The following is a 19,622-nucleotide window of genomic DNA, read 5'->3' as shown; positions in this document are numbered from 1 at the left end:
CGCCTTTTCAATTTCTATGTTCTTAAGAGAGCTTAGAATGCAAAGCTCGCTCTTAGATACCAGCTTCCACCTTCGTAGTTGGCAGCAGACCGGCGAGGGTAAGGAAGTCCTACGCTCTGACGGTTGGCATAGGGTGCATCAATAACATCAACATAGCTGTCAAAGATATTAGAAGCGCCAAGAACAACTTTTAGGCCTTCATTTACTTGATATCCAAGCTCAGCATCAACATAGATTGTTGATCCAATTTCGAAACTTGGGTTTGTTGCAGCACCAATTTCACCGCGCTCATCATAGTGTTTACCATAGTAGTTCGCACGAACCATTAAGTTCCACTTATCTTCACCCCATTTTGTATTTGTAGTGAAAACCATCCGAGTGCTTGGGTAGTTATTTTCAATATCTTCGATGGTCGAATTGCTTACAGGCTGTTGACCATTCACGTCTTTTTGACCCGTGATTTTGATTTTATTGAAATTAGCTGCCCATGTGAGGTCTGTCGTAACGTCATCATTCCAGTCAACGCTGCTGTTCAAAACAACATCGATCCCTTGTGAATACATATCCAGGCTGTTTGTAAAGAAAGAAACAGTCTGTCCAGGTGCTGCACCAGGAAGGTTAATTGTACGATAGATACGATCATCAATTTCAATGCGGTAGAAATCAATTGTTAATGTCGTATTCTCATAGACGCCTGTTGCACCAAAGCTAAAGTTTTTAGACTTTTCTTCAGTGAGGGGAGCACCACCAGCACCAAGTGCTGCGGCACTATCTGGGCGCACAAGGCCTTCTTCAACAAGACCACCTGAGATACTATCAAATGTCGTGATCACAGCCTGAACATTGGACTGGCCAGGTGTTGGCGCGTGGAAACCTGTTGATACAGCGGCACGAAGTGTCCATGTTTCATTCGCGTTGTAGCGAGCAGCAATCTTACCGTTCACTGTGCTACCGAAATCAGAGAAGTTTTCATAACGCAGAGCATATTGCATTAGGAAGTCTTCGTTCACATCTTGCTCTAGATCTGCATAGACAGCCCAGTTATCACGTGAGAACTCACCTGAATCACGTGGATGGTAGCCTTTAAAGCCACTCACGCCAGCACCGATGAATGATCCAGGTTCCCCTGATGCAATCTGGTAGGTCTCGTCTCTGTATTCGGCGCCCCAAGCAAGGTTCAATGTGTCGTTTAGCTCTTTAGAGAAATCAAGGTTGATATTCATTTCTTCTTGGAAAAGAGCACCAACATCAAAGTCCATTTGTGCAATTTGGCCGCCGGATAGGCCAAGGCTTGGGTTGACAGAGTTATTTAGGAAATAATCCATTTCACTGTAGCCGTATGCCATGCTGAAATCATAGTCAACATCACCAAAGACACCTTTAATACCACCAATAGCACTAAAGTCTGTTTGGTCGCCGTCTAAATAAGGTGTGAAACCTGCAGGGAGACCTGTAAAGCCATCAGCACGTAGTGGGGCAAGTGATGAGTGAGTTGGGCTACGATAGAAGAAACGATAGCGTCCTTCTTTTTCAGAATAGTTCCCCATGAAGTAAAGACTGTGATCTTCGTTGAGCTCTAGACCAGAATTAAGGAATGTCATAAAGCCACTTGTTTCAGGCCGACCCCAGGTTTGTACCAGCGGTGCGTCACCAAAGGGGCTGTCTGATCCAACACCAGGAACGCCAGCATCTTCAAGAGCTTGTGCGTCAGGGCGCTGCGTGCCGCGTGACAGTGCATCATTATCAACATATTCCATGCTCAAGTTAATGAAGCCGTTATCACCGAGTGGGAAACCAACGTTACCAGCGATCTTAATGCTGGATTCGCCTTCATAGAACTGACCATAAGAGGCTGTTACAAGGCCGCCTTCACTGTTGTCTCTAGGGACAAAGTTAATCACACCAGCAATCGCGTCAGCACCATACTGAGCTGCAGCACCGTCACGAAGTACCTCAACGCGCTTAAGCGCAATGCCAGGGATCATGCCGATGTCTGGACCGTGAGCACCATTACCAGCTGCCGGTGCAAAGAAATGCAATAGAGCTGAGCGGTGACGACGTTTTCCGCCGAGAAGAACAAGTGTTTGATCAGGAGCCAGTCCACGCAAAGATGTTGGTCTTACGAAAGCTGAACCATCACCCGTAGCTGGAGATGCTGTGAAAGAAGGAACAAGCGCTTTAAGATTGTCCGTCATGTCGGCAGCATTGCCCATTTCGTTGATTTGATTTGCGCCAAAAACATCGATTGGCACAGGTGAATCAGTGGCTGTGCGAGGTTTTTTGCTTCTTGAACCAATAACAGCAATTTCTTCTGCTGCCGCGGCTTCATCACTATCCTGGGCCATGACCATCTGAGGTTGAGAGATGAGCATCGCCCCTAACGATGCACTCATCAAATATTTAGTTGATTTTTTCATGTATTCCTCCGAGTTTGTTATATGAGTATTCAACTCAGGAAAAAGCTTAAGAAGGAGAGAAAGTGAACAGCAAGAAAAAAGGGTACGTATTTTGACTAAAGTTGAATTTTTTTTCCAATTTGACAGAAATATTGTAAATTTGTCACTGTTTAATCGAGTTATGCAATTTCTTTGATTACAAAGATGTGATCACCTGTGTATAGCCAAACCACTGGGATACTGCTACATAGCCACAAAGAGAGTAAGTCTGGAGTAGACAATGAATAAAATTATCATATTCTTTGTAGGGTTGTGCGTTATATCGACAGCCACACATGCAAAGGAAACTGAGTGGGTCTCTCATGGCCAAGAAGCGAAGACGCGCCTGATTGGAACGAAACCAGTTGCGGGCAATGCTGGTCTCGTTTGGTTGGCTTGGGAAGCAGAGCTGCAGAATGGTTGGAAAACATACTGGCGCAGTCCAGGTGAAGCAGGATTGCCTGTAATTGTTAAAATTAACGATGTTGAAAAAGAGCTGGCTTATCCAATTCCTGAGAGATTTGAGCTATTTGGCCTGCAAACATACGGTTATTCTAAGAAGGTTATCATTCCTTTTCAAATCGAGGCTGAAGCTCTTAAACGGGGTGATACGGAAATTCATGTTAGCTTTATGGTTTGTAAGGACATCTGTATCCCAATTGAGCATACATTCCAGCCACCTCAAAAAGATAAATTTGATTATGATCTAAAGATTGCATCTTGGCTTTCGAAAGTCCCGATGACAAGCCTTGAAGAGAGTAAATTTAAAGTCATGTCTCATAAAATTATTGGCCCAGTCGGCAAGCAGCGAGTTATCATCGATGTGAAGGGGTTAGAGGCTTATCAGCAGGCGGACTTGCTAATTGAGGGACCTGCAACAATGATGTTTATACCAGCAGGAAAAACATCAAAGGGTGATTTTGTTCGCTTTGTTGTCAAGACATCAGGTATGGGTGATATACCAGATCTAAAGAATGAAAAATTGCGGATCACGGTTATTGATGGTAATGGAAAAGCTATAGACGTTTCGCGTTAAAAGAGATTAAATAGAGCATTAGGTGTATTTTAGAAAAAAAGGAGAATGTTATGCCAATTCAAGCAGGGGATAAGATGCCTGAAGGTGTTTTAGTTGAAATGACAGGGGATGGACCCGCGCCGCACAATACAGCGGATTTATTTGCTGGAAAGAAAGTTGTCTTTTTTGCTGTTCCTGGTGCGTTTACGCCCACATGTTCAGCCCGCCATGTGCCAGGGTATGTTGAGCACGCTCAAGCCCTAAAAGATAAAGGCGTAGATGCTGTATATTGTATGTCAGTGAATGATGCCTTTGTGATGGGTGCTTGGGGAAAAGACCAAGGCTCTGACGAGGTTGTCACAATGTTAGCAGATGGTAACTGTGACTATACAAAATCTTTAGATCTTGTTTTGGACGGTTCAGGGTTCGGTATGGGACAAAGAAGCCAGCGTTTTGCATTGATCGTGACGGACGGTGTGGTCGAACATGCTTGTATTGAAGCGCCTGGTGATTTTAAAGTTTCAAGCGCTGAGCATGTAGTTTCCTTGCTTTAGATCTTCAGAGAAATAGGTTATCTATAGGGCAGCTTTTTGCTGCCCTTTTTTATTGCGCGCCTTTTTAGTTGTTCTCTGCCTTGGAAGGCATTAAAAACAGAGAAGGACTCATTAGGGATTGCTATGTCACTTAAGAAAACACTCCGACCATTTGGTGCAGAATGGATCACTAGCTCTTTCAAGCTTGGATTAGAAAGGCGCCTTCAGGAATGGAAACGAAAGCTTACAGGTAAGGAGCATGAGCTCTTATACTTTCACCGAGCTGATGATCCTTATTGTCAACTTATGGTGCAAATTCTACCTGAGCTTGCTCAACGCTTTCAAGTGACTATACGCCCCAAAGTATTGGAGCGCCTTCCTGGGTCTATGTATCCTGATCCCATTCGATTTGAAGCCTATTCGATTGTTGATGCCTCCCGTGTCGCCAAACTCTATGGATTAGGCTTTCCGGCAGATGCAACAGTTCCTGACGTTCTGTCAACAGGTATGGTTAATCGCCAACTTGCTAGCATCCAAGACAAACCAGACTTCTTTGCAGTGGCAGAAGAATTGGGAGCCCTTTTATGGCGTCGCTCTGTAAGTCGCATTCAAGAAAAATGTTCTGTTGCGCTTGTCGAAGAAGAGACACTGAGGGCCAATGAGCGGCTGTTGATTTCGCTGGGGCATTACGCCAGTGGATCACTTTATTATGCTGGAGAATGGTATACGGGCATTGATCGTCTTGATCACTTGGAACAACGTTTTAATAGCCTACTTATTGGGGACGGAGAAGTTCATTATGATTTGCAGAGACTTTGGCGATACGGACTCCGTCGCTCAAAAGTTTCCTCAGCATCAGGTGTTATAGATTTTTATTTTTCTTTGCGAAGTCCCTACAGTTATCTAGCCTTGGAACAATTGGCTGCGCTTAGTGCTGAAACAGGCGTCAAACTTAACTTGAAACCAGTATTGCCGATGGTAGCCAGAGGGCTGAAAGTGCCTGATACTAAGAAATTTTATATCGTTAAGGATGCTAAGAGAGAGGCTTTGCAACATGATATTGCCTTTGGACGGTTTGCCGACCCTTTAGGTAAAGCTGTACATTATGGATTAGCAATTGGTCAGTATTTATCGACCATTGATAGAGGTAAGGAGTTGGCTTTTTATAGAGTGTTCTTCCGGTCTGTTATGGCGGAAGGTATTGATGCGTCTACTGATAAGGGACTCCAGAAAATTACAGAAAAATCAGGAATCAGCCTCGCGATCGTTCGTGACGCTTTGCAGCAGCAGGAATGGCAGGAAGCACTGGAAGAGAATAGAAAAGAAATCCTTCAGTACGGATGTTGGGGAGTCCCCGTGATGCGAGCAAACGGGAAAACTTTTTGGGGGCAAGACCGCATTTGGGCTCTTGCTGAAGCACTAGGTGAGAAAACACCCACCTAGTCTTTCTATTTCTTTACTGAATCTATTTCTTTACTGAAGAAGGGCTCTCAACATCCAGGCTGTTTTTTCATGGATGGTCAATCGATCTGTTAACAATCCTGCGGTCACCTCATCTGATGCATCGGCCGCAGTAGAGATACTCGCTCTCAATCCGCGAGCTAATGTTTCATGGGCCCTAACCAACGCTTCAACCATTTCCTTTGCATCTGAGTTTTCCGTTAGTACACTATGTCCTTCAGATTTATGGCCACTTAGGTCAAGGGGGACTTTTACGTCTAGGGCCCTTATTCTCTCAGCGATGTCATCAATGGCAGTGGCAAGTTCTAGATAATGATCCTCAGTCATGGCATGCACAGATTGAAATAAGGGGCCAGTCACATTCCAGTGGACATTCTGAGTTAAGGCATAGAGCGTAATGCTGTCTGCTAAGATGTTTTTTAGTTGTGAAGCAATCACTGCCTGTGATTGTCTATCAATGCCGTTATTGAGTGTCATGGGTCAATCTTTCTGTTAGCGTTTCGATTGACCTGACAGTATCAATTTCAATTAAATCGATCCAATTGATTATATTTATTTTAATGATCGATAAATTAGATTTATTTCAAGAGGGGTTCTACCACACCTTTCAAGCTTTTTAGACCAGCCTTTTCTCCTTCTTTGAGGGCGTCTTCTTTAGACTTCCCTTTAAGATGAAAGGCTCGTAATGCCATCAATGCGCCGACCCGGTTACTACTGGCACAGTGGACAGCCACTTTATCTTTTTCTGAGGCTGCTAGAATTTTGTCCAACATTCTTGCTTTGTCTAATGAGATGTCGCTACGGCTACCGATTGGTAATGATAAGTATGTCATGCCAAGAGAATTACTCTTCAATAAGAGATCGCTGCGATCAAATTCAGCTTCTGGCCTAAGGGTGACAATTGTTTTAATGCCTTGCTTCTTAAGCTTGGCAAGGTCAGTTTCTGAAGGTTGACCTCCAACAAGAATTTTGTCAGAAATCCATTTAGCATTTTTCATCTCTATTTCATCATCGTCGCCTGAAACAGCTACGAATGAAAAGGACATCAACATGATAAAGGTGATAGATAAATAGCGCATAAGATCCTCCTGATTTATAATCGAAACAGAAGTATATCCTATTATTTGAATTGATCCATGCCTTTATTGGCTAATTGATCTGCAATCTCGTTGCCTTCAACGCCGGCATGCCCTTTGACCCAGTGCCAGTTGACAGAATGGCGGTCAACTTCTGCTTCTAATGCTTGCCAGAGTTCTGCATTTTTAACGGGTTTCTTTTGGGCATTCCGCCATCCATTTTTTTTCCAGCCATGAATCCATTTAGTGATACCATCTCGCACATAGGTGCTATCTGTATATAAATCGATTTCACAGGAACGTGTCAGTGCTTTTAAGGCTTCAATCGCCCCAGTTAGTTCCATTCGATTATTGGTGGTTTCATAGGCACCGCCATAGAGTTCCTTAGAATGCTGACCGTACTGAAGCCATGCTCCCCAGCCCCCAGGGCCGGGATTTCCAGAACAGGCACCATCTGTATAAATAACAACGTTACTTCCCATAGGACAATCCTTCCCGGGTGAAATGCTGAAGGCGCTCTAGATAGACCTGAGGGTTTTTCTTTTTCACGAGGGCGTCTGTTGTATCCACATACCAATCAAAGAGACGTGTTAGGTAAAACCTCATACTGGCCCCTTGGCAAAGGAGAACTAGATTATCTTTTTCTTCTGTCTCTAGTGGGCGCACAGACTGATAGCCAGCAATCATAGCCGTCGCATTTTCTGGCAAGAAACAATTTTCAGAATCAAAACACCAAGCTGTTAGGGATATGGCTAAATCATAAGCCCATATATCAGTGCAGGCAAAATAGAAATCGATCACTCCGGAAACCTCGTCGCCAGAGAAGAGAACATTATCAGGGAATAGGTCTGCATGAATGGTGCCTCTTGGCAATGTTGACGGCCACTGATCCTGAAGATAAGCCAGTTGGTTTGCTATAAAAGCCCCAGCTCCAGGGTGAAGGGCGTCGGCTTGCTCTGCACGCCCTTTGAAGAGTTCTAACCATCCAGATACAGAGAGGGTGTTCTCCACTGTTTCAGGAAAGTCAGAAAGAGCCTTATGCATTTCAGCCATAACCTTGCCGCAATTATAGCTTTGACGGTCGTTGGGAAAGTCACTACTGACTCCATTTAAAAAACTGATCATACAGCAAGGCTTGCCTTTGAGGGTCTTAAGAGCAAGGCCTTTTCTATCCTCAATAGGCAAAGGACTCTTAATCCCCTGTTCTGCTAAGCTCTTCATGAGTGTGAGATAATAGGGCAAATTTTCTGGGTCGGCACGTTTTTCATAGATGGTGAGGATGAATTTTTCTGTGGTGGTTTGTAGCAGGTAATTGGAGTTTTCAATCCCTTCAGCAATCCCTTTGAAACTTGTTGCCTCTCCAACGTCATAGGCTGAGAGATACTCTTTCAACAATGTATCGCTGATTTGCGTATAAACAGCCATTAACTCACATCCTTAAGGAGCGGAGGAACTTTAAAAGTTACATTTTCCTCAGCAGTTGTTAAGACCTCTACCTTAGCAGACCAGCGTCCCTTTAAGGCCTCAATAACTTCTTCCACTAATATTTCTGGAGCACTGGCTCCGGCCGTAATGCCTATAGAGTTAGCACCCTCCAGCCAAGCAAAATCAAGTTCTGTTGCACGCTGAACAAGACGAGCTTCACAGCCCTGTTTTTCACTCACTTCTACAAGACGTCTAGAATTAGAAGAGTTTGGGGCTCCGATAACGATAATTCGATCAGATTTTTTGGCCAGGGCTTTGACAGCGATTTGTCGATTGGTCGTGGCGTAGCAGATGTCTTCTTTTTTCGGCACTGTAATTTGCGGAAATCGATCAACCAAGGCATCGACAATATCAGAGGTGTCATCAACGGACAGGGTCGTTTGGGTCACAAAAGCCAGCTCGTTTGGGGTCTCTAAATCAATTTTTTGTGCATCTTCTACTGTTTCAATGAGACTGATGGTGCCGGTCTCGACTTGCCCCATGGTGCCTTCAACTTCAGGATGGCCTTCATGACCAATCATGAGGATATGGCGACCAAGTTTTTCATGGCGCTCTACTTCGCGGTGCACTTTTGAGACGAGAGGACATGTGGCGTCCACATAGACCATTTTTCTGGCCTCTGCTTTTGCGGGAACAGATTTCGGTACACCGTGGGCTGAGAATACCACCGGCGCATCATCGGGGACCTCGGCAAGGGTGTCTACAAATATTGCCCCCTGCTGTTCTAAGCTTTCTACAACATAACGGTTATGAACGATCTCATGCCGAACATATACTGGCGGCCCAAATTTTTTGAGCGATAGTTCAACAATTTTTATTGCACGATCCACCCCTGCACAAAATCCCCGGGGATTGGCAAGAAGAATTGTTATGTCAGTTTGCTCCATGGGTGTGTCCTCAAGAGATATGAATCTGTAGTTTCAATTTCCTAGCCTTAGTCTCTAGGAAAATCAAGGCTTACCTGTCTTTGCTTTCGGAATATATCTGAGCCCATTTTTTATACATTTGAGCATCACTAAAGTCTGCAAAGGCTTTTTCTTTATTTTTCTCACCTATTGAAGAAAGGACTGCTTTTGTGGCAACCAGTTGACCAAGGTTTTGAGCTAATATTTTAGCACTTTTGCCGTAGATGTAGGGTCGATTTTCAGCGGCAACCATGGTGGAAACATCACCGACATCTGTTGCAGCAATGACTTTACCTGCTGCCATAGATTCAAGCACGGCTAGGGGCATTTGCTCGGTATCTGAGGAGAGGGCAAAAATATCAAATAAACAGCTATATCGTTCAGGCTGTGTTTGATGTCCTGCAAAAAGTATCTTTTCTTTCAATCCAATACGCTCAGCTAGCATCTTCATAGCAGGAAGGGCCATGCCATCGCCAACAAGCAAGAGACGCGCGTTGGGATAGTCTTTTTCTACAAGAGAGAAAGCCTCTATCAGTCGTCCAATGTTCTTCTCAGGCCTCATGGCACAGACTGTGCCGATTACGCAGTGATCGGCATGAAGAGACAATTCTTTTCTAAGTCCAACTTCAGGGGCAATGGAATAGCGCTCTAGATCAATGCCATTGGGTATGTAGCAGAGCGACGAAAGTGATCTTCCCCATGTCTTCAAAGCCATCTCTTTTAGATAGTGGCTTGGTACAATGATTTTGCATCGCCCACCATACCCAAGACGCCTAAAGACTTTACGGCGAAATATTTGGCTGGATTGCTCTTCAGGACCGAAGCCATCTTGCACATGGATATATGATTTTTTGCTACAGAATCGAGCGGCTAATGACCATTCAATACTGCCCCAGTTATAGGTTAGAATTTGTGACGCTTTATGCTCAGAAAGAAAAGCTTTGATCGTGAGGATATTTTTCACTAATCCCCTGCTTAGATCAGGTGGTTCTACCTTAATGACTTGAGCGCCTTTACTCTCTTCTGGAAGAAGTGCATAGGCGTCATAGCATCCATCTAAAGCTAGTATATGATGTTTAAAAGAGTTAGGCTCGCCCTTCATTTGCATTCTGATCAGGTCGATAAAGCGGCGCTGGGGGCCTCCTACTTCAAACGTTGAAAAAATATGAAGTATATCTGACATCTTAGGCTCTTTTATGAATTTCTAAAGCTTTTCTCTTAAATGCGTGCATGTCGGATTCCGGTTTCCAGCCCAATTCATTCTTGATATCAGAGCAATCAAAATGAGCAAACATCGCACGAGATTTAAATTCGCGAAGTGAATGAAATCCTTGCTTCTTGCCAGCTATTTTTTTGATGAGAACTTTGACATTTTCTTCAAGATATATTTGGAAAGGGGACTGTGCATGGTAGACAAGTGGACGTCCTGTCGCCTGTGCGAGAGCCTTAATATAGTCTTTCGCCCCCAAAAGCGTATCGCCGGAGAGATTATAGCATCCAGTAAAGCCGTCTTTTTCTGCGGATAAGATACAGGCACTCGCAACGTCTTCTGCTAGGATTAAAGGAAGGACATGGTCGCCTTTGCTCCATCCTAAGCAATGCTTTTCAATATTGAAGACACCAAATCCGCTATGGAAGGGACTTGTGCCCTCCCCAAGAACAACACCAGGCCTTAGGATCACGAGAGGCAGATTGTTGTCTTCAGAAAAAGCAATGAGTCTCTCATCTGTGATGGCTTTGGCTCTGGCATAATCTGATCGAGTGTTTGGGGTGGGGTCTGCAAGTGTACGCCCTGAGATAGTTTCCCTCTTGTCTCCTAAATAAAGGCCAGCAATAGACCCAATATGGACAAGTTTCGCTACTTTTGCCATCACACAAGCTTCAGCAACCTTTTGAGCGCTGCTCCACATGGCATCAAGAACGGCATCTGCTGAATGCCCGCCGCCGCCGTGAGCGAGGTTGAGTACAACAGGCATATCTTTAGTGACCGTCGCAAGAGCTGTTGAATCTCGGGCATCCCCTTGTACTAAAGTAATATTTTTGTGAGTGAAAAGGTCAGGCAAGCCTGACATGGTTCGTGCTAATATTCTAATTTTCTTGCCGCTGTTAAGAAGTTGCTGTGTCAGATGCCGACCAATAAATCCAGTACCCCCAATCAGGGCTAGATCAGCCTTCTCAAGAGTCTCCCCTGGGCGATGAATGATTAAATCGCTGGAATTCTGCGTAGTGGGTGCGGCTTGATCAGAGCAGAGCCGTGTCAGACGTTCTGCGAATGAAAAGCTATGAAGGGAAGAGGCTTGGTTATCTACGGCGGAATAAAAATTTTCTATAGAACCACGCATGCCTAAAAAGAAACTGTCTTGCCGCCCTGACAGGCCAATCATGCTTTTGCAGTAATTGATGAAGCCTTTTCTGGTCTGTGCTCTTATAGCTTTGCCAATTGTGCGCCCTGAGAATAGATGGTCCATCGCTTCGAGCCATTTACTTGGTTGGTATAGCGAACAGGTCCCTTTCATCATGTCCACCTCAATGGATCCATCAATGCCTACAATCGTCAGTGTCCACGACGGGGTCGGGACTCCTACAACAAAATTAAGCTGTGCTGTTACTTTGTTGTCACTCACAAAAGTAAGGCCCCACTGTTGGTAGAAATCTTTGCCACCAGAGATTTGAATGGGCGGTGATTTAACCCATGCATGGGACTGTGCATGTCCAGAGATAGCTTGCAGCTGGGCTAAAGGATGGACCGCTTGCTCGAGCAGAATGTTATGGGGTTCTGCAAACATCCAATGTGAGAATTGTTGAGCTTCTAATTGCCTAAGCGGGGCTGCAAATGAACAGGATACAGTTTGAATGGGCCCGATTGCCCCTTGTTGAACATAGTCGTAAGCTTGCTTAAACGCGGGGATGAAAAGAGAATTTTGATTAACAGAAAAAGCTTGTCCCTCATGCTGCTGAGCAAGGGCGGTCAATTTGTCAAGCTCAGCGCTGGTCACAGCAGCAGGTTTTTCTAGGAAGACATGATATCCTGCCTTTAGGCCTTCTTCTGCTAAGGCCGCATGGGTTGGCGGCGGTGTTAATATATGCAAACTATCAATAGAGATTGCTTCTTTCATGTCCGCAAGGCTTGAAAAAGCATTGGGTATAGAGAATTGCTCAGCAAAGGATTGCGCCTTTGAGAGGTTGAGATCAACAACGGCTGCTGCGTTCAGTCCTAAGTCTATGAGTGCTGCAGCATGCGTTTCAGCAATGACTCCAGTCCCTAAAAGAGCTATTTTCATGCTCAAAGGCTCCTGTGCTAGTATGACCCCCGAATGTCATATAGGGCGACAGTAAATAATAACTATTGGAATTCCAATAAGAAATTACTAAAGTTTCGTCACTTTACGAAGAAACCATTCAGCTTAAGTTCATTGCAAATAAGAGATAGTGGCCAAATGAGTGTAAAAAATAAAATATCGATGATAATGGCTTTGATGCTGTTTTTTACAACGAGCCCTGTATCTGTACAGAAGGCTGCAGCCTCTATTGGCGGTACAGTGAATGCTACTATCGTTTTTGATGATAAGAAGAAGAAGCAGAAAAAGAAGACTCGAAAAAGGAAAAAAGTTTCTGAAAAAGTTTCTGAAAAATCTTCAGGAAAGAAAAGACAGAAAGCGACGCAAACAAAAAAACGTCTAAAGAATAAAAGACAGCCAGTCGATTCAAAGAAGAAACGCAGGTCAGCTCCAGAAAAAAGAGCACAAGATCGCAAAAATAATGACCATCAACGTGCTTTTAAAGCGCAAAAACGCGGTGATATTAAACCTTATAAGACAATAAAAAGAGACACTGAAAAGCGCTTGAATGGTAAGATTGTCGGGCAGAATTTGGTGCAGACAAATCGTGGATGGGTTTACCAGTTGGTTTTGCGTAAAGAGCAAGGCCGAGTGGTTCGCGTGATTGTAGATGCTCAAACGGGCAGAATTATTAGCCAACGTTAAAATAAAAAAACAACAAAATATAATAATGACAGGAAGGCAGATATGAGGATTTTAATTGTAGAGGATGACCTAGATTTAGCGGGGCAATTGAAATCCGCTATGGAAATGAGTGGGTATACGGTTGACTTGGCTCATGACGGTGAAGAGGGCCATTTCCTCGGTGAAACTGAACCTTATGATGCTATAATTTTAGATATAGGCTTGCCTATTCGGGACGGGGTTTCAGTTTTAAGACAGTGGCGTAGTGATGGAGTTAAAATTCCCGTATTGCTGCTCACAGCAAGAGACAGCTGGTCAGACAAAGTGGAAGGTCTAGATGCTGGGGCCGACGATTATCTCGCTAAGCCCTTTAATATGGCTGAACTTATGGCAAGACTGCGGGCACTCATTCGCCGGAATGCTGGCCAGACAACCTCACAGCTTACCTGCGGAGAGGTAACATTGGATACTCGAAGCAGTATGGTCACATATGAAGGGATGCCTGTTAAGCTGACAGCTCAAGAGTTTAAATTGCTAGCCTATATGATGCATCATAAAGGAAAGGTAATCAGTCGGACAGAATTAACAGAGCATATTTATGATCAAGATTTTGACCGAGATTCTAATACAATTGAGGTCTTTGTAACTCGCTTGCGCAAGAAGCTTCATAAAGGGTTGATCGTCACGGTACGAGGCCTTGGATATCGATTAGAAGAAGTTCAAGACGAAGGATAAGAGCGTTGAATTCCATAGCATCCCGTCTTTTACTTTCCTCTTCAATAGTGATCCTATTGTCTTTGTCCTTGGCTGGATGGGTTATTTCATGGACATTTGAAGAGAGTTTAAGGTCAGACATGGATCTGCGCCTGCGTGTAATGCTGGATACTATGATAGGGGTCAGTGAACTGGGCGAAGCCGGAGAGCTTCGCTTTAATCGACCAGTCCTAGACCAACGCTTCGATGAGCCCTTTTCAGGGTTTTATTGGCAAATATCTGAAGTTGATACTGACCCCTTTCGCTCTCGGTCTCTGTGGGATCAGGCTTTAGAATTGGACCTTTCTAAACAAGCCTTAAGAGGAAGATTTTCAGGCTTATTAGGGCCAGAAGAACAGCAATTAAGGAGTTTACAGCAAGACATTATTTTGCCAGAAAGTGATCGCATTTTTCGCTATGTTGTAGCCTTGGACACAGCATCAATACTTGAATCTAAAGATCGCTTTGATCGAGTATTGAATTGGGCTCTGCTTATGATTGGGTTGGCCATTTTGATGGTGATTTTCGTGCAAATTTTCTTTGGGCTTCGTCCCTTACATCAATTGGGGCATAAATTACGGGATGTACGGTCTGGCCGTCGACCAAACATTGAAGGCCAGTTTCCAGCTGAGATCGATCCAATGGTTCAGGAAATTAATGAACTTATTTCCTACAATAAAACAGTTTTAGAGCGTGCGAGAACGCATGTTGGAAATTTGGCTCACGCTTTAAAGACTCCTTTGACAGTTTTGAAGAATGAAGCGGGAAATAGTGATAAACCAGTCAATACTCATCTTCTTTCGGAGCAGGTTAACATGATGCAAAATCATGTGAGTCATCACTTGAGGCGCGCTCGAGTGGCAGGGCGGATGAGCGGAGGAGGGATTTCGGTTTCTAGTGTTCTAACGAAACTGAAAAAGGCCATGAAAACTGTCTTCCATGAAAAAGAATTTACCATTACAGTAGACATTGATCCATCCTTACTTTTTGCCGGAGAGCAAGAAGATTTGACAGAGATTGTTGGTGTGCTGCTTGAAAATGCCTGTAAATACGGCGGAGAGGAAATCTATATTTCTACACGAAGTTTAGACACTCCGTCCGAGATGGATCGTGAAATGTTTCAGCTGATCGTTGAGGATAATGGTGCAGGAATTCCAGAGGATGCCTTTGAAGAGCTCTTCAAGAGAGGCCAGCGATTAGATACTCAAACTAAAGGCTCTGGCCTTGGTCTATCCATTGTGCAAGACGTTGTAGAATTATACGGTGGCCATTCCCATGCTTCAAAATCAGAATATGGCGGTTTGAAGATCTATCTTACCTTGCCAAAAGTAAGTTGATTTTCAGAAATCTTTACTTGTCTTTTTTCTGCCGCACTAATGCCATTCTTCATTCAGATAGTATTCAGGCTATAGGCGGTAGTGTGTTCATCGGCACCTTGAAAGGATAGAAGAATGGCAGCTCTTAAAATGGAAACAAAATCTCTCAAAAAAATGACTTTAGTTGTAACTATGGCCTTTGGCCTGACAGCATGTCAGGGCGACGGTGTAAATGAAGGTATTGGGACACTCATAGGGGCTGGTCTTGGGGCATGGCTCGGTTCTGAAATTGATGGCGGTCGGGATCGCGGCGCAGGCATGGTGATTGGCTATATGGCAGGTGCAATGATTGGCAATAGTGTCGGGAAAAAATTAGACCAGCGCGATCGGTTGCTGGCAGGAAAAGCACGTCACTTTTCACTTGAGAAAACAAGTGGCGGTGTACAGACTGACTGGTATAATCCAGATTCTGGACATCGGGGATATTATATTCCTGAGCCGGCGATTAAAGACGAGCAAACAGGTCGGTACTGTAGAGAGTATACTCAGGTTGTAACAATTGGAGGCAAGGAAGAGAAGGCCTATGGTCAAGCTTGCCGACAAGTTGACGGAAGTTGGGAGATCGTCGACAAATAGAAATTTTTTAAAAGCTAAAGTGCCGTGAAAAGGCATAATGCAAAGGCATCTGGAAAAAAAGCATCTGGCAAAGGCGTAATCGTCTTTGCTTTTTTTGTATGCTCTTCGGAAGATCTGGTCTAAGGATATTTCTCTCATTTGAAAGAACGCCAGTATGAAGGAATTCAGGGATATGAGGATTAAGTCAACCACCATAGAAAATGCCGTGCAGACTATATTTGCTCACCCCTCCATCATAGACTGTTTGCAGGGGTGCGATGTTGCGTTCTCCTTTGCCTCAGATATCCCTTCTACCTTGTTGATTGATTGTGCACAGCTACACAGTCTCTTTCATGAGAAACTCTTTGCGGTGGCCCCCTTTCACTCAAAAGCATCCTTCGCACTCTCTATTGAGTTGGTCTACGAGGAAGACGGGGCGGTCTTATCCTTCAGTGGTTGCCAGAGTGAAGGCCGTGACAAGAGGCAAGAATTTCATTTTACTATGCCCTTTGGCTTTGAAGAAATTCAAGAGAAAACGGAGAGTTTTCAGCAGAGATTTAACATATTATTGGCGGATGATAATAGAGAGAATCGCCGTTATTATGAGGCCTTTTTTACAGCAATGGGGCACAGCTTAACGACTGTCGCTGATGGTGTTGAAGTCTTAAAAAAAATGACAGATGAGGATTGTGATTTCGATCTAATTTTGATGGACCTTAAAATGCCCACCATGTCTGGATTCGAGGCCACACAAGAAATTCGATCTGGACAAGCGCCGCTTTGCAACATCCCCATCATAGGATTTACGGCATCGATAGACAAAAATATTTCACAGAAATGCCAGAGAATTGGGATGGACACTCTTTTGGAAAAGCCCATACAGCAGGATCACTTCCTCCGAGTACTCTTACCAATCTTAGAGGCGAAAAAAGAGTGGCAAACTCAAAGGTAATTATCACGTACCATCAAGCATCATATCAGCACATTTTTCACCAATCATTATGGTTGGTGCATTTGTATTGCCGCCGATCAATCTAGGCATCACGGAGGCATCAGCTACCCTTAGGTTTTCAATGCCGATCACTTTGAGGCTTGGATCAACAACACTCATAGGGTGATCAGCTGCCCCCATCGTGCAGGTGCTTGTCGGGTGATAGATCGTTTCAGATTTCGCGCGGATAACGTCATTGAGCATATCATCAGACATATCCAAGATGCCCTCCCAATGCTCTTCAAATCGCTCAAAGAATGGGGAAAAAGCAGGTTGAGTAAGTACTTTTGCTGACATTCGGGCTCCTGCTCTTGCAATTTCAAGGTCATATGGGTCTGCTAAATAATTTGGATCAATGAGAGCATGATCGTGAGGATCACTAGATTTCAGGCTAATAGTGCCTGTGCTTCTTGGTCTCAAGACGCAGCTATGAATGCCAAAGCCATGGTGCTTGGGATAGGCAAAGCCATGCGGCTCATCAGCAATGGCCATGATCATATGGAATTGGATATCAGGACGCTCTAGTGCCGCATCTGACTTTAAAAATGCACCCGTTGGGACAATAATGTCAGACATAAACCCAGGTTTTTTTCTGAACCATTTCCATAAGCCTGTCAGTGCATGATAGGGGTTTTTATAGCGTTTCATTGTGATGGGTTGCTTACAGTAAGCTGTGACTGTTGTATCGAGATGATCCTGCATGTTTTTGCCGACGGCAGGAAGGTGTTTATTCACAGCTATGCCGTGACCTCTAAGATCTTTTTCATCGCCAATGCCCGACAACATCAAGAGCTGAGGCGAGTTTATTGCACCCCCACATAAGACCGTCTCCCGTCGAGCTGTGAAAAGTAGAGTTTTCTTTTTATGATCAACTTCGACGCCAACGGCTTTTCCTTTTTCAATCACGACGCGCCGAGTAAGAGCTCCTGTAAGAACTGTTAAGTTCGCACGGTCCATAACAGGCTTGAGAAAAGCTGCGGCAGTCGACCAGCGTCGGCCTTCTTTAATCGTCTGTTGAAAGGGTGCAAAACCTTCTTGGTCAGCGCCATTAAAATCAGCGCTTTCTTTAAATCCTGCTTCTAGGCCACTAGCCAGAAAAGCATCATTTAGGGGGTTGTCACTGGTACGAGGCCCAACATTGAGGGGGCCATCACCGCCGTGATAGCTATCAGCGCCTTCTTCAAATGATTCACTCTTCTTAAAATAAGGGAGCACATCGGAGAAAGACCAGCCTTTACAACCCAATTGGGCCCATTCATCATAATCTCGTGCATGGCCGCGAATGTAAACCATTCCATTCAAAGAGGAAGAACCGCCAAGAACTTTGCCGCGTGGCCAAAATAGTTTCCTGTTATTCAGATGTTTTTGCGGTTCTGTCCAATAAAACCAGTTATTTCTTGTAGAAGAGATTTCTTCCCCGAGCATGGCTGGAACATGGATCGCGAGGCTTTTGTCAGCCTTGCCAGCCTCTATAAGCAAGACTTCATACTGACCATTTGCACTTAGGCGATTGGCTAAAACGCAGCCAGCAGAGCCTGCGCCAACTACAATAAAATCAAATTCTGTTTTCATAAATCCTCATGGGCCTATACAAAGGCTTATCCTAGATAATAAATATTTCGCTCAGCTTAATTTTTTCAAAGTGATTGGCAAGCCATCTTTCGGTTTTGTAAGGGGAAGCATCTGGAACTCTGCTTGATACCCCTCCGGGACTTTTAATTCGTAGTTGGGCAAGAGGTGCGCCATTATTAGTTTTGACTGCATATAGGCGAAGTGAAGGCCAATGCACATGTGTGCACCTCCTGAAAAGGGGATCCAAGCATATTTATGCCGTTGTTTGACGCCGCCTGACTCTGTGAAACGTAAGGGATCAAACTTCTCGGGTTCTGGCCAAATGTCTTCATCCATATGCGTCGCTGCAGGCATTAGACCAATATGAGTGCCTTGGGGTATGTGAAAGCCGTCTATTTCAACATCTCTTACAGTTTCTCTAGCTATACTGGGGACTGGGGGGTGGATTCTAAGAGCCTCTTTGAAGGCGCATTCTGTTAAGGGCAGGTCATGCATGCGGTCATAGCTTACCCCTGGTTCATTTTGGCCGAGGTCAGCAATTTCTTGTCTTAATTTATCTTGCCATTCAGGGTGCCGAGCCAGTTCATGAACAAGGGTTGTTGTTGAACTGGTTATTGTGTCATGGGCAGCCATCCATAAGAAATTCATATGATCGATAATTTCTTGATCAGAAAAACTATTGCCTTCATCGTCTTGAGCCCGACACATGTGAGAAAAGATATCATCACCGTCCCCAGCACGGCGATTAGGAATTTCACTCTGAATGTAATTTGAGACAAATTTTCTCCCCTTAATGCCTTTTGACATTTGTGTAAACGGGAGCGCAACTCTTATAGGAGCGACCGAAGCCAGGACCATATCCGTAAGAGATGTGTTTATCTTTTTAGCGAGAGAGTCATCGATATCACCAAAAAAGACTTTTGTAGCAAGATCTAGCGACAGCTGTTTAATAGAGGGGTAAAATTCTATTTTTTCTTTATCAGCCCATTCTTTGATACGTAAAGGAATTTCTTGGTTCATCACATCGCAGTAATGTTTCATTGGCTGAGTTTTAAAAGCAGGAGCCATAATATGCCTATGTGCTTTATGTTCATCAAAATCTAAGAGCATGAGGCCTCGAGGGAAAACCTTTCCGATCCAATGATTCCAGCCCCGCTCGGAAGAGAAGTCCTTATTGCGGTCCATTAAAATCTGTTGGTAAGCCTCAGGACTGCGCACATTCACAACTTTTTTAAAGAAAGTATTTGAATAATACATATCGCCGTATTTAGCGCGCATTTTCTGCCCATATTCCACAGGATTTTTTAAAACTTTAAACGTATTACCAATGATCGGCCAGCCGTTTTCGCCCGGTACTTCTTTTAAAGGTACTTCTTTTAAAGGCCCTTCTTTTAAGGACGCTAAATTGGGAGACTGGTTTTGTGACGTCTTGGCAAGTGTCATTGCAAGTCCTTTTGCTTAGATGGAAATGAACAACTCGAAACGTAATTAATATACTCAGTA

At 44.2% G+C, this 19,622-nt stretch carries 18 protein-coding genes; 8 read left to right on the top strand and 10 right to left on the bottom strand.

All coding sequences use genetic code 11. The annotated features are described in order from the left end of the window. Window positions 1-32 precede the first annotated feature (32 nt). Window positions 33-2,417: a TonB-dependent receptor plug domain-containing protein gene (locus QGN29_RS14085; protein ID WP_310798514.1), complete on the bottom strand. Its 2,385-nt coding sequence runs from the start codon at window positions 2,415-2,417 to the stop codon at window positions 33-35. A gap of 259 nt (window positions 2,418-2,676) precedes the next feature. Between QGN29_RS14085 and QGN29_RS14080 the strand changes: the two genes are divergently transcribed. From QGN29_RS14080 to QGN29_RS14070, 3 genes are all read left to right on the top strand, one after another. Further along, on the top strand, window positions 2,677-3,471 hold the full coding sequence (locus QGN29_RS14080; RefSeq protein WP_310798513.1) for a protein-disulfide reductase DsbD domain-containing protein: 795 nt from the start codon (window positions 2,677-2,679) through the stop codon (window positions 3,469-3,471). A gap of 50 nt (window positions 3,472-3,521) precedes the next feature. Then, window positions 3,522-4,004 carry a peroxiredoxin gene (locus QGN29_RS14075; RefSeq protein WP_310798512.1) on the top strand — a complete coding sequence of 161 codons (483 nt, stop codon included), beginning with the start codon at window positions 3,522-3,524 and terminating at the stop codon, window positions 4,002-4,004. Between the two features lie 123 nt (window positions 4,005-4,127). Continuing rightward, a complete protein-coding gene (locus QGN29_RS14070; protein WP_310798511.1) occupies window positions 4,128-5,426 on the top strand; it encodes a DsbA family protein in 1,299 nt (432 codons plus the stop codon). Between the two features lie 30 nt (window positions 5,427-5,456). Here QGN29_RS14070 and QGN29_RS14065 read toward each other — a convergent pair whose 3' ends face one another. From QGN29_RS14065 to QGN29_RS14035, 7 genes are all read right to left on the bottom strand, one after another. Continuing rightward, the gene (locus QGN29_RS14065) at window positions 5,457-5,921 is read right to left on the bottom strand and encodes a Dps family protein (protein ID WP_310798510.1); all 465 of its coding nucleotides are present in this window, start codon (window positions 5,919-5,921) and stop codon (window positions 5,457-5,459) included. A gap of 101 nt (window positions 5,922-6,022) precedes the next feature. Next, entirely contained in the window at window positions 6,023-6,523 is a 501-nt protein-coding gene (locus QGN29_RS14060) for a protein tyrosine phosphatase family protein (protein WP_310798509.1), read from the bottom strand. A 41-nt stretch (window positions 6,524-6,564) separates the two neighbouring features. Continuing rightward, window positions 6,565-7,002, bottom strand: a complete 438-nt coding sequence (gene rnhA / locus QGN29_RS14055) for a ribonuclease HI (RefSeq protein ID WP_310798508.1) — start codon at window positions 7,000-7,002, stop codon at window positions 6,565-6,567. Then, window positions 6,992-7,945: a homoserine kinase gene (thrB, locus tag QGN29_RS14050; protein ID WP_310798507.1), complete on the bottom strand. Its 954-nt coding sequence runs from the start codon at window positions 7,943-7,945 to the stop codon at window positions 6,992-6,994. Before thrB ends, rnhA begins: the two co-directional genes overlap by 11 nt. Then, window positions 7,945-8,892, bottom strand: a complete 948-nt coding sequence (gene ispH / locus QGN29_RS14045) for a 4-hydroxy-3-methylbut-2-enyl diphosphate reductase (protein ID WP_310798506.1) — start codon at window positions 8,890-8,892, stop codon at window positions 7,945-7,947. Before ispH ends, thrB begins: the two co-directional genes overlap by 1 nt. A gap of 70 nt (window positions 8,893-8,962) precedes the next feature. Beyond that, window positions 8,963-10,093, bottom strand: coding sequence for a glycosyltransferase family 4 protein (locus QGN29_RS14040; protein WP_310798505.1), 1,131 nt, complete (start codon window positions 10,091-10,093; stop codon window positions 8,963-8,965). Window position 10,094: 1 nt separating this feature from the next. Beyond that, the gene (locus QGN29_RS14035) at window positions 10,095-12,191 is read right to left on the bottom strand and encodes an NAD-dependent epimerase/dehydratase family protein (RefSeq protein ID WP_310798504.1); all 2,097 of its coding nucleotides are present in this window, start codon (window positions 12,189-12,191) and stop codon (window positions 10,095-10,097) included. Window positions 12,192-12,347: 156 nt separating this feature from the next. On the opposite strand from QGN29_RS14035, the gene QGN29_RS14030 reads away from it, so the two are divergent. From QGN29_RS14030 to QGN29_RS14010, 5 genes are all read left to right on the top strand, one after another. After that, on the top strand, window positions 12,348-12,893 hold the full coding sequence (locus tag QGN29_RS14030; RefSeq protein ID WP_310798503.1) for a PepSY domain-containing protein: 546 nt from the start codon (window positions 12,348-12,350) through the stop codon (window positions 12,891-12,893). 42 nt (window positions 12,894-12,935) lie between these two features. Continuing rightward, window positions 12,936-13,607 carry a response regulator transcription factor gene (locus QGN29_RS14025; RefSeq protein ID WP_310798502.1) on the top strand — a complete coding sequence of 224 codons (672 nt, stop codon included), beginning with the start codon at window positions 12,936-12,938 and terminating at the stop codon, window positions 13,605-13,607. A gap of 5 nt (window positions 13,608-13,612) precedes the next feature. After that, window positions 13,613-14,962 carry an ATP-binding protein gene (locus QGN29_RS14020; protein WP_310798501.1) on the top strand — a complete coding sequence of 450 codons (1,350 nt, stop codon included), beginning with the start codon at window positions 13,613-13,615 and terminating at the stop codon, window positions 14,960-14,962. 114 nt (window positions 14,963-15,076) lie between these two features. Then, the gene (locus QGN29_RS14015) at window positions 15,077-15,577 is read left to right on the top strand and encodes an RT0821/Lpp0805 family surface protein (RefSeq protein WP_310798500.1); all 501 of its coding nucleotides are present in this window, start codon (window positions 15,077-15,079) and stop codon (window positions 15,575-15,577) included. A gap of 172 nt (window positions 15,578-15,749) precedes the next feature. After that, window positions 15,750-16,508: a response regulator gene (locus QGN29_RS14010; protein ID WP_310798499.1), complete on the top strand. Its 759-nt coding sequence runs from the start codon at window positions 15,750-15,752 to the stop codon at window positions 16,506-16,508. A gap of 3 nt (window positions 16,509-16,511) precedes the next feature. On the opposite strand, the gene QGN29_RS14005 is transcribed toward QGN29_RS14010, so the two are convergent. Then, a complete protein-coding gene (locus tag QGN29_RS14005) occupies window positions 16,512-18,119 on the bottom strand; it encodes a GMC family oxidoreductase (RefSeq protein WP_310798498.1) in 1,608 nt (535 codons plus the stop codon). Window positions 18,120-18,170: 51 nt separating this feature from the next. After that, window positions 18,171-19,562 (bottom strand): cytochrome P450, encoded by a 1,392-nt coding sequence (locus QGN29_RS14000; RefSeq protein WP_310798497.1) that lies wholly within the window; start codon window positions 19,560-19,562, stop codon window positions 18,171-18,173. Window positions 19,563-19,622: the final 60 nt, after the last annotated feature.

The organism is Temperatibacter marinus (assembly GCF_031598375.1).
Lineage (GTDB): Bacteria > Pseudomonadota > Alphaproteobacteria > Sphingomonadales > Kordiimonadaceae > Temperatibacter > Temperatibacter marinus.
The sequence above is the reverse complement of the archived record's forward strand: the minus strand, read 5'-3'. Positions and strand labels throughout refer to the sequence as shown.